The sequence below is a fragment of the Corallococcus sicarius genome (assembly GCF_003611735.1).
Classification (GTDB): domain Bacteria; phylum Myxococcota; class Myxococcia; order Myxococcales; family Myxococcaceae; genus Corallococcus; species Corallococcus sicarius.
In genome coordinates this window covers 1-9,536 of record NZ_RAWG01000344.1, presented here as the reverse complement: position 1 = coordinate 9,536, position 9,536 = coordinate 1, and the positions used below count along the sequence as shown (strand labels likewise).

8 protein-coding genes are annotated in these 9,536 nt (G+C 71.1%); 3 read left to right on the top strand and 5 right to left on the bottom strand.

Features of this window, described 5'->3' with window-relative positions:
* Positions 1–624: glycosyltransferase family 39 protein (locus D7X12_RS34910; RefSeq protein ID WP_120629531.1), on the bottom strand; the 624-nt coding region annotated here is incomplete at its 3' end.
* Between the two features lie 132 nt (positions 625–756).
* Between D7X12_RS34910 and D7X12_RS34905 the strand changes: the two genes are divergently transcribed.
* Positions 757–2,844 (top strand): thioredoxin domain-containing protein, encoded by a 2,088-nt coding sequence (locus D7X12_RS34905; protein WP_120629530.1) that lies wholly within the window; start codon positions 757–759, stop codon positions 2,842–2,844.
* 30 nt (positions 2,845–2,874) lie between these two features.
* Here D7X12_RS34905 and D7X12_RS34900 read toward each other — a convergent pair whose 3' ends face one another.
* From D7X12_RS34900 to D7X12_RS34890, 3 genes are all read right to left on the bottom strand, one after another.
* Complete coding sequence (locus D7X12_RS34900; protein WP_244224960.1) at positions 2,875–4,416, bottom strand: transglutaminase-like domain-containing protein; 1,542 nt, start codon at positions 4,414–4,416, stop codon at positions 2,875–2,877.
* Between the two features lie 93 nt (positions 4,417–4,509).
* Positions 4,510–4,983 carry a GNAT family N-acetyltransferase gene (locus D7X12_RS34895; RefSeq protein WP_120629533.1) on the bottom strand — a complete coding sequence of 158 codons (474 nt, stop codon included), beginning with the start codon at positions 4,981–4,983 and terminating at the stop codon, positions 4,510–4,512.
* The gene (locus D7X12_RS34890; RefSeq protein ID WP_120629528.1) at positions 4,874–5,974 is read right to left on the bottom strand and encodes a D-alanine--D-alanine ligase family protein; all 1,101 of its coding nucleotides are present in this window, start codon (positions 5,972–5,974) and stop codon (positions 4,874–4,876) included. The genes D7X12_RS34895 and D7X12_RS34890 overlap by 110 nt, the downstream gene beginning before the upstream one ends.
* A gap of 175 nt (positions 5,975–6,149) precedes the next feature.
* Between D7X12_RS34890 and D7X12_RS34885 the strand changes: the two genes are divergently transcribed.
* Together D7X12_RS34885 and D7X12_RS34880 are read left to right on the top strand one after the other, a co-directional pair.
* Positions 6,150–7,442: an HD domain-containing protein gene (locus D7X12_RS34885; RefSeq protein ID WP_120629527.1), complete on the top strand. Its 1,293-nt coding sequence runs from the start codon at positions 6,150–6,152 to the stop codon at positions 7,440–7,442.
* Between the two features lie 15 nt (positions 7,443–7,457).
* Positions 7,458–8,996, top strand: coding sequence for an MBL fold metallo-hydrolase (locus D7X12_RS34880; RefSeq protein WP_120629532.1), 1,539 nt, complete (start codon positions 7,458–7,460; stop codon positions 8,994–8,996).
* On the opposite strand, the gene D7X12_RS43170 is transcribed toward D7X12_RS34880, so the two are convergent.
* Positions 8,993–9,536, bottom strand: a 544-nt coding sequence (locus D7X12_RS43170) for a GlsB/YeaQ/YmgE family stress response membrane protein (RefSeq protein WP_120629526.1), incomplete at its 5' end; no start/stop codon positions are given. The two genes, D7X12_RS34880 and D7X12_RS43170, sit on opposite strands and share 4 nt — an antisense overlap.

The window sequence follows — 9,536 nt, the reverse complement described above, 5'->3', positions numbered from 1 at the left end:
CGCCCCCCCGCCGCGCCCACCCAGGCCGTGGTTCAGCTGGAACGCGAAGCCCACCCAGTCATGGCTCGCGTTCCACAGCACCACCGGTAGGAAGCACACCAGCGCGAGTCCCGCCGTGAGCCACGCGCCCGTCGGCAGCCTCCGCGCCCGCAGCGCCGCGAGCATGAACGCGAGCCCCAACAGCACCGACGGATACTTCGACAGCAGCGCCAGCCCGCACGTCAGTCCGGCCAGCAGCCACTTCTCGCGGTACAGCGCCCACAGCCCCAGCGCCCAGAACAGCAGCATCGGCGAGTCGGGCGTGGCCCACACGCCCGCGATGATGCCCACTGGCACCGCGCTCCACAGGGCCACCGCGCGCCAGGCCGCCTCGCGCGTGCCATGCACGTCCCTGGCGAGCCCCCACACCGCCACGCCCGTCCCCAGGCCGCACAGCAGCGCCGTGCCCCGGAGGCCCAGCGCGGCGATGAGCCACGCCACCATGGGCGGATGGTCGAAGTACCCCCAGGCGAGATGCCGCGCCCATTGCCAGTAATAGGCCTCGTCGAAGTAGACGTCCGTGCCCAGCGCCAACGCGAGCCGGACCGCTGCCCCCACCGTCACCAGGAGGAGGCAGGCCTTCATTCCCGGGCCAGGGCTGGAGTGGGCGGATGCACGCACGCTCCCTGGACAAAGCGCACCCGAGGGCCGTTGGCCAGCGGCGAGTGAGCCCATTTCGGCTTGCTCCCAGGCACGCAGGCTCACAATGTGAGGCGCATGGCCAATGACTCCCCCGCGGGCCCCACCAACCGTCTGGCCCAGGAACCGTCGCCCTACCTGCGCCAGCACGCCCACAACCCCGTGGACTGGTACCCCTGGGGCGAAGAGGCCCTGGCCCGCGCCCGCGCGGAGAAGAAGCCCATCCTGCTCTCCGTGGGCTACTCGGCGTGCCACTGGTGCCACGTCATGGCCCACGAGTCCTTCGAGTCCCCCGACATCGCGCGCCTGATGAACGAGGGCTTCATCAACATCAAGGTCGACCGCGAGGAGCGCCCCGACCTGGATCAAATCTATCAGGGCGTCGTGCAGCTCATGGGACAGGGCGGTGGCTGGCCCCTCACCGTGTTCCTCACCCCCGACCTGCGCCCCTTCTACGGCGGCACCTACTTCCCGCCCGAGGACCGCTACGGCCGGCCCGGCTTCCCCCGCCTGCTCAGCGCGCTGCGCGATGCGTGGCACAACAAGCCCGGCGAAATCGAGGACCAGGCCCAGCGCTTTCAAGAAGGCCTGGGCGAACTCTCCACGCACGGCCTGGACGCCGCCCCCAGCCACCTGTCCGCGGAGGACATCGTCGCCATGGGCCACGCGATGGCCAAGCGCATGGACCCGGTGCACGGCGGCTTCGGCGGCGCCCCCAAGTTCCCCAACCCCATGAACGTCGCGCTGCTCCTGCGCGCATGGCGTCGCGGCGGCGGTGAGCCCCTGAAGACCGCGGTGTTCCGCACGCTGGAGCGCATGGCGCTGGGCGGCCTCTACGACCAGCTGGGCGGAGGCTTCCACCGCTACTCGGTGGACGAGCGCTGGCTGGTGCCCCACTTCGAGAAGATGCTCTACGACAACGCCCAGCTCCTGCACCTGTACGCGGAAGCGGAGCAGGTGGAGTCGCGCCCCCTGTGGCGCAAGGTCGTGGAGGAGACCGTCGAATACGTGCGCCGCGAGATGACCGACCCGGCCGGCGGCTTCTACGCCACGCAGGACGCGGACAGCGAAGGCGAGGAGGGGAAGTTCTTCGTCTGGCGCCCGGAAGAAATCCGCGCGGCGCTGTCCGCGAGCCAGGCGGACACCGTGCTGCGCCACTTCGGCATCACCCCGCAGGGCAACTTCGAGCACGGCGCCACCGTGCTGGAGGTCGTCATCCCCGTGGCCACGCTCGCCACCGAACAGGGCCGGCCCGTGGAGGCCGTGCAGCAGGACCTGGACGCCGCGCGCCGCATCCTCTTCGCCGCGCGCGAGCAGCGCGTGAAGCCGGGCCGGGACGACAAGATCCTCGCGGGCTGGAACGGGCTGATGATCCGCGGCCTCGCGCTCGCCTCACGCGTCTTCGACCGGCCGGACTGGGCACAGCTCGCGGCGAGGGCGGCGGACTTCGTGCTCGCGAACATGTGGGACGGGACGCGGCTGTTGCGCTCGCACCAGGACGGCAAGGGCCGCATCGACGGCTTCCTGGAGGACTACGGCGACCTCGCCTCGGGGCTCACCGCGCTCTACCAGGCGACGTTCGACGCGAAGTACCTGGACGCCGCGGACGCGCTCGCGCACCGCGCGGTGGCCCTCTTCTGGGACGAGGAGAAGCAGGCGTACCTGTCCGCGCCCCGGGGACAGAAGGACCTGGTCGTGGCCGCCTTCTCCCTCTTCGACAACGCCTTTCCCTCCGGCGCCTCCACGCTGACCGAGGCACAGGTGGCGCTCGCGGCCCTCACCGGCGACGTGGCCCACCTGGACCACCCGGAGCACTACGTGGCCAAGCTGCATGATCAGCTCGTGCGCAACCCGCTGGGCTACGGGCACCTGGGGCTCGCGGCGGATTCGCTGCTGGACGGCGCGTCCGGCGTCACCTTCGCGGGCACCCGCGAGGCCGTCTCTCCGCTGTTGGCCGCCGCGAACCGCACCTACGCGCCCGTGTTCTCCTTCGGCTGGAACGACACGCGCGCCACCCCGCCCGCGCGCCTCCAGGAGCTCTTCGAGGGACGCGACCCGGTGGAAGGGCAGGGCGCGGCGTACCTCTGCCGCGGCTTCGTCTGCGAGCGGCCCATCACCGACGCGGCCACGCTCTCCGAGCGACTGGTGGCGGCCCCGGGCCACTGAGCGGCCCGGGGATGCTCCGGAGACGCGCGACTACTTCACGTCCGTGACCTGGAGCGAACCGATGAGGGGCGTGATTTCAGCGTTCCCCTCGTAGCCCACGGCGAAGTGGGTGGCGTCCGCGACGGGCTGGTTGAAGGTGGGGTCCAACTGGGTCCACTCGCCCACCCAGGCCTCCACCCACTCGTGCCAGTACAGCGCGGGTACGCCGTCGGAGTTCACCATGTAGATGACGCCATCCACGCGGCGCGCGGGGATGCCGGACGCGCGCATCATGGCCACCGTGAGCAGCGAGTGCTCCGTGCAGTCGCCCTTCTTCTGGCGCAGCACGTCCGTGGCCCGGTCCGCGCTGGCGCCGTAGTCCTTCTGCAGGTTGCTGTACACCCACGCGGACAGCATCCGCGCCGCCGTGTACGCGTCCTTCTCCTCGCGGATGATGCTCTTCGCCTGCGCGAGGATGGCCGGCGCTTCGGACTCCACCGCGAGCGTGGACTTGAGGTTCTCCCCGCCGTCGGGGTCCGCCACCGGCCGGGGCTTGCGGCCGTTGGGCGCGGGCGGCGCCGCCGTCAGCGTCACCTCCACGCGGCCGTCCGGCAGCGGCTTGTACTTCTGCCGGTACGTGTCCTGCTGGAACTTCGCCGGCAGGTTCTTCATCACCAGCTTCACCTGGCCGGGCACCTCGCGCGCCTTCGCGGGCAGCGGCTTGGGCAGCACCACGCGCGTGAGGCCGAACACCTCCACCAGGTCCAGCCGCTTGGCCACCGTCTCCGACTCGGCGCGGGCCTGCATCGTCTGGCCGAAGTCCACCCGCACCATCTTCCCGTCCGTCGTCAGGAAGGCCGCCACCGGCACCTTCTCCTTGTCCGACAGCGTGCTCACCCGCGACAGCTTCACCTTCACGCCGCCCAGCACCTGCTCCTCCGGCGCCTCCAGCGTGGTGACGGTGCGGTAGCCCTCCAGGTCCGTGCCGTCCAGCGGCACGCCCTCCACCTTCTGCCCGCGCAAGAGCGCCACGCGCGCCTGGTCCGCGTCCTCCACCGTCTCCTTCGGCGCGGGCATCGGCTTCAACGCTTCGTCAGGCTGGCCCGGGCGCTTGCGGATGACGCGCAGCCCGTCCGCCGCCACCGTGCCCACCAGCTCCTGGTCCCCGCCGTCCCCGCGCTGGATGACCGTGAAGGACAGCAGCCGGCCGCCCGGCTTCGCTTCGTAGACGCGCACCTCGCGGTGCACGCGCTCCGACACCCGCGTGCCCACCTGCGCCTTGAAGATGAGCTCGTTGATGCTCTGGGCCTTGCCGCCCGGCAGCACCTTCAGGTCGGTGAAGAACCAGCCCACCTTCTTGTCCATCAGGTACAGGCCGAAGTACTCGCCGCCCTTGGGGCGCGGGGCCTTCAGCGCGTCGGAGAGCTCCTGCGCCTGGGGCGCGGGGGCATTCGTCTTCGCCTGGGCCTTCTGGGCGGCGGCCTTCGCCTGGGACTTCAGCGCGGCAGCAGAAGGCGCCTGGGCCCAGGCGGGGGCGGGTGCCCCCGTCAGCAGGGCGAGCAGGCTCAACAATCCCAGACGGGTGCGTCGCATCGGTCGGTTCGTGGGAAGCATCTGCCCCCTCCTGACGGGGACCCGGGCGGCGTCTTCACTCGCGCCCAGGGGTGGTCAGCTACGGACGGCGGACTACAGGCGCTTGGTCAGGATGATGAGGTCGTCGCCCTGCTTGTAGAAATCCCGCAGGCGCGCCTCTTCCCCGTACTTCATGGACGCGTAGAAGCCGCGCGTGGGGCCGTAGGCCTCCGTGGCGCTCGTCTCCACGCGGATGAGCCGCGCCTTGCGGCGGCGCAGGTCGCCCTCCATGGAGGAGATGAGCTGGGCGCCAATGCCCTGGCCGCGCACTTCCGGCGAGGAGGCGATCCAGTACAGATCAAAGGCGTTCTCCGTCATGGGCGTCGGGCCGTAGCACGCGTACCCGACGATGCCGCCTTCCTGCCCCCGGTCCGCCACGAGGATGGAGTAGTCCCGGTTGCCCGCGGTGAGCGCGGTGTCAACCAGCTCGATGGCGCAGTCCTGCTCCTCCTGCGAGAAGGTTTCGATTCGCCGGATCAGCGCGGCGAGCGGTTCCCGGTCCTTTCTTTCGAGTGTGCGGATTTCCATGAGCTCTTTCGAGAGCGACCTCCACGAGGCGTGAGGCCAGGGTCGGGTAGTCCATCCCAGCGGCCTGCGCCGCCTTCGCGAACCCCGCGCCCGGGTGAAGGTCGCAGTTGGGGTTGATGTCGATGACGTACGGCACACCCTCGGGCGACAGCCGAAGGTCCACGCGTCCATAGTCCTGGCAGTCCAACGCTGCAAATGCTTCCAGCGCTGTCTGGATACAACGGGCTTCCTGCACTGCGTCGAGCCGGGCCGGTCCAGTGGTCGAGTCCCGGCACTCCGGGGACTCCGTCTCCCACTTGGCCCGGTACGACACGATGTTCGGGCGGTTGTCGAACGCGCGGCCGAAGTGGATCTCCGTGAGCGGCAGCGGCTGGCGCGGGTTGTTGCCCAGAAGTGGCACGTACACCTCGCGCCCCGTGATGAACTGCTCCACCAGCGCTGGCTGGTGGAACGTCTTCAGCACGGACTCGCACGCGCGCACCAGCGCCGAGCGCTCCGTCACCACCGAGTCGAAGTCCACGCCCACGCTCGCATCCTCGCGCGCGGGCTTCACGATGAGGGGCCAGGGGAGGTCCACCGCCAGGGCGTCCTCGCGGCGGCGCACCACGAAGGAGGCGGGCGTGGAGACACCGTTGGCGCGCAAGAGCTCCTTCGCCTTGGGCTTGTGCAGCGCCAGGCCCAGCGACAGGGCGGACGAGCCCGTGTACGGCAGGCCCAGCGCGTCCAGCAGGCAGGGGATGGCCATCTCACCCCGGCTGTCGGCGGCCAGCGACTCGCAGAGGTTCACCACGAGGTCGGGCTGGAGGAAGCGCAGGGCCTCCACGAAGTCCAGCCGGTCCCCTTCGATGGCGAGCGGTTCGGCGTTCACGCCGTCCCGGCTCAGCGCGTGGGCCAGGCTTTCGGCCACCCGGACCACGTCCTCGCGGGCTTCTCTCCCGGGGTCTTCTTCCAGCAGGTCGTGGTCACGATTGTGCAGCAGGATGATGTGCATTCGGAGTGGCGGAAGGGTTAGCACGTCCCCAGGGACCTTCCCAGCCTGTGACATGGTGGCTGGTCGGCCCCTCACGGGGCTACCGCCCGCAGGGGTCTGCGGTACGGTAGGCAACCTCCAGGGTGGGCGACCCCCGGGAGGAGGTCCGGGATCCCCGAAGCCCGGCAAGGACGACATGCGGATTCGTGACCCCATCCACGGCGTCATCCCGGTCAGCGACCCGGAGAAGGCCGTCATCGACAGCCGCTTCTACCAGCGGCTGCGCTACGTGCGGCAGCTCGGCTTCGGCGACATGGCCTTCCCCGGCGCCACCCACACCCGGCACGCCCACAGCCTGGGCGCCATGTTCGTCGCGTCGCGCGTCTTCGGCGCCGTGGCCAGTCGCTCCGACCTGCCGGACGATGTGCGTGAACATTTCTGCGAAGCCGTGCGCCTCGCGGTGCTGTGTCATGACCTGGGGCACATGCCCTTCTCCCACGCGTCGGAGCGCATCGCGCCCCGGCGGTCGCTGCTGCGGCTGCCCGGCTGGCTGGATTCCGTGGCGGAAGGGGAGCAGGCGAACCACGAGGACTTCACCGCCAAGCTCATCCTGGACAGCTCGCTGACGGAGATCATCCAGCGCGAGTTCGGCCCGCGCGGCATCACCCCCATGGCGACCGTGGCGCTCATCTCCGGCGCGAAGCCGCCCAAGGATCCGGGCTTCACGCACAAGGGCGTGGACTGGACGCCGCTCCTGCGCGCCATCGTCTCCGGGGAACTGGACGCGGACCGGATGGACTACCTGTTGCGCGACTCGTTCTACACGGGCGTGAACTACGGCCGGTACGACCTGGATTGGATCGTCTCCAACCTCAACCCGGCGGTGAAGGACGGCAAGGCGGTGCTCGCCCTGTCGCGCGCGGCGGCGTTCGCGTTCGAGGACTTCCTGCTCAGCCGCTACCACATGTTCGTGTCGGTGTACCTGCACCACACGTCGGTCAACTTCGACCACATGCTGCGCCGCTACTACGAGGAGACGCCCGGCGAGTTTGAAATCCCCGCGGACCCCGAGGCCTTCCTCCTCTGCGACGACGCGGCGCTCTGGTACACGCTGCGCCGCTCCAAGAACCGCTGGGCGGAGCGCATCAGCCGCAGACAGGGCTTCAAGCTGCTGGCGCAGTTCACCGAGCGCGACACGGGCTATGACCTGGAGGTGCTCAACAGCGCGCTCACCAGCGAGGGCTTCGAGCACTACACCGTGCAGTCCAAGGGAGCGCTCAGCAAGTACGTGGGCCCCGCCGGAGGCAACCCGGGGCTGTTCATCCTGGACGTGTCCACGGGCCGGCTCACGGAGGTGGCGCGGTACACGCCGCTCTACCAGCGCTACAGTGGCGCGGTGCGCCTCACGCGGCTCTATGTCCGGCCGGACCAGGCGGAGCGGGCGCGTGAGATGATGGGCCGGCTGCTGGGCCAGACGACGCAGTCCTGAGAGATGGTGCAGAAGATGAGCGAGCTCCTTCCAGGCATGGGTCTCCTGCCGTCCCACACCCCCGCGGAGCCCCGCGCCTCCTCGGTGGTCATCCTCTACCGCCGCGCGCGCGACGGCGTGGGCGTGGAGGTGTTCTGGGTGAAGCGCGAAAAGGCGCTCGCCTTCGCCGGGGGCTTCTACGCCTTCCCGGGCGGGAAGCTGGACCGCGACGACGCGGACGTGCCCGTGCAGGGGGCGCAGGGCGAAGAGGCCGCGCTGCGCTCGGCGGCGGCGCGCGAGTTGTTCGAGGAGGCGGGCGTGCTGGTGGCGGAGGGCGCGCGCTCTCTCTCCCCCGAAGCGCTGGCGGAGGCGAGGAGCGCGCTGCTCGCGGGCACGGTGAAGTGGAGCGGGTGGCTCCTGCGCCACGCGCTCGTCCTGCGCGCGGAGGACCTGCGGCCCGCGGGCCGGTGGATCACCCCGCCTTCCATCCCGGTGCGCTTCGACACGCGCTTCTACCTGGTGGAGCTGCCGGAGGGCGCGAGCGCGAGCATCGTCCCCGGGGAGCTGTCCGAGGGCGCGTGGATCCGCCCCGCGGACGCGCTGGCGCGCTGGAGTGACGGCACGGCGCTCCTGCACCCGCCCGCGCAGCACGCGTTGCAGGTGCTGTCGGAGTTCACCGACGACTCGGACGCGCGCGCCCGGCTCTGCATGCCGCCGTACTGCCCGGGCTTCGTGGCCCAGCGCATCGAGTTCCAGCGCGGCGTCCGGGTGGTGGCCCTGGAGACGCCCACGCTGCCGCCCGCGACGCACACCAACGCGTATGTGCTGGGCACGGGCGACCTGCTGGTGGTGGACCCGGGCTCCTCCGACGTGAAGCAGTACGCGAAGCTGCTGTCGCTGGTGGCGGGCCTGAAGGCGGAAGGGATGCGGCCCGTCGCGGTGGTGCTCACCCACCACCACGGCGACCACGTGGGCGGGGCGCTCGCGGTGAAGGAGCGGCTGGGGATTCCGCTCTGGTGCCATGCGCGCACGGCGGACCGGCTGGACTTCCCGGTGGAGCGGCTGCTGGAGGACGGCGAGGTGCTGGAGCTGGACGGCCCGCTGCCGCAGCGCTGGCGCGTGCTGCACACGCCGGGGCACGCGCAGGGACACCTGTGCCTCGTGGACTTCCGCAGCAAGGCGGCGGTGGTGGGGGACATGGTGGCCAGCGTGGGGTCCATCGTCATCGACCCGCCCGAGGGCAACATGGTGGACTACCTGGCCCAGCTCATGCGGCTGCGCGACTGGCCCGTCACCACGCTGTACCCCGCGCACGGCGCGCCGGTGCCGGACGGCCCGGGCAAGCTGAACGAGTACCTGCGCCACCGTGCCCAGCGCGAGGCCATCATCCTGGAGGCGGTGCCCGCCACGGGCGCCACGCTGGCGGAGGTGGTGGCGACGGCCTACGCGGACACGCCGCCGCTGCTGCACCCGGTGGCGGAGCGGAGCGCCCTGGCCACGCTGGAGAAGCTGGTGGCGGAGGGCCGCGTGCGCGAGGAGTCCTTCACCTGGTTCCGGCTCGGCGCCGGCGCCTAGAAGCTGCCCAGCAGGGCCAGGCGCGGGCCCTTGTCGCTGTACGTGGCCACGGGCAAGAGCCGCACCCCGGAGGTGCGCGCCTGCGCCTGCGCGGCCTCCTGCTGGAGGGTGTTGGCGTGGGACAGCTCGAAGCCCACGCTCGCGCCCACCATGGGCAGGACGAAGAGGGCGATGTTGACGGCCGCGGGCGCGTCACCGCCGCCGCTGTTCGCCAGCGAGAGCCCCAAGAGCGTCGCGCCCCAGCCCACCATGCTCCCGGCCACCGTGGCGCCCAGCGTCCCGCGCCCCTTCATGAGCCGGCCGCCGGCATACGTGCCCACCGGGATGCCGATGAGCGCCCCGGCCGCCGTGCCCGCGACGGCCACCACCAGGCACTCGTCACACCCCACCGTGGCGGAGCCCAGCAGGTACCCGAAGGAGCCCAGCACCGTCCCGCCCACGAAGCCGCCCGCCGTCCCGCCCAGCAGCTCCACCGCCACGCGCGGCACCGGGTCCTTCGCCGCGGGCGGCTGCGCGGACGGCAGGGCCCGGGAGGGGACG

What these genes read in the sequence shown, in the direction of transcription:
- D7X12_RS34900 (WP_244224960.1), bottom strand. Translation starts at nt 4,416, where the DNA reads ATGCGACGCACCCGTCTGGGATTGTTGAGCCTGCTCGCCCTGCTGACG.
- D7X12_RS34885 (WP_120629527.1), top strand. Translation starts at nt 6,150, where the DNA reads ATGCGGATTCGTGACCCCATCCACGGCGTCATCCCGGTCAGCGACCCG.
- D7X12_RS34895 (WP_120629533.1), bottom strand. Translation starts at nt 4,983, where the DNA reads ATGGAAATCCGCACACTCGAAAGAAAGGACCGGGAACCGCTCGCCGCG.
- D7X12_RS34905 (WP_120629530.1), top strand. Translation starts at nt 757, where the DNA reads ATGGCCAATGACTCCCCCGCGGGCCCCACCAACCGTCTGGCCCAGGAA.
- D7X12_RS34890 (WP_120629528.1), bottom strand. Translation starts at nt 5,974, where the DNA reads ATGCACATCATCCTGCTGCACAATCGTGACCACGACCTGCTGGAAGAA.
- D7X12_RS34880 (WP_120629532.1), top strand. Translation starts at nt 7,458, where the DNA reads ATGAGCGAGCTCCTTCCAGGCATGGGTCTCCTGCCGTCCCACACCCCC.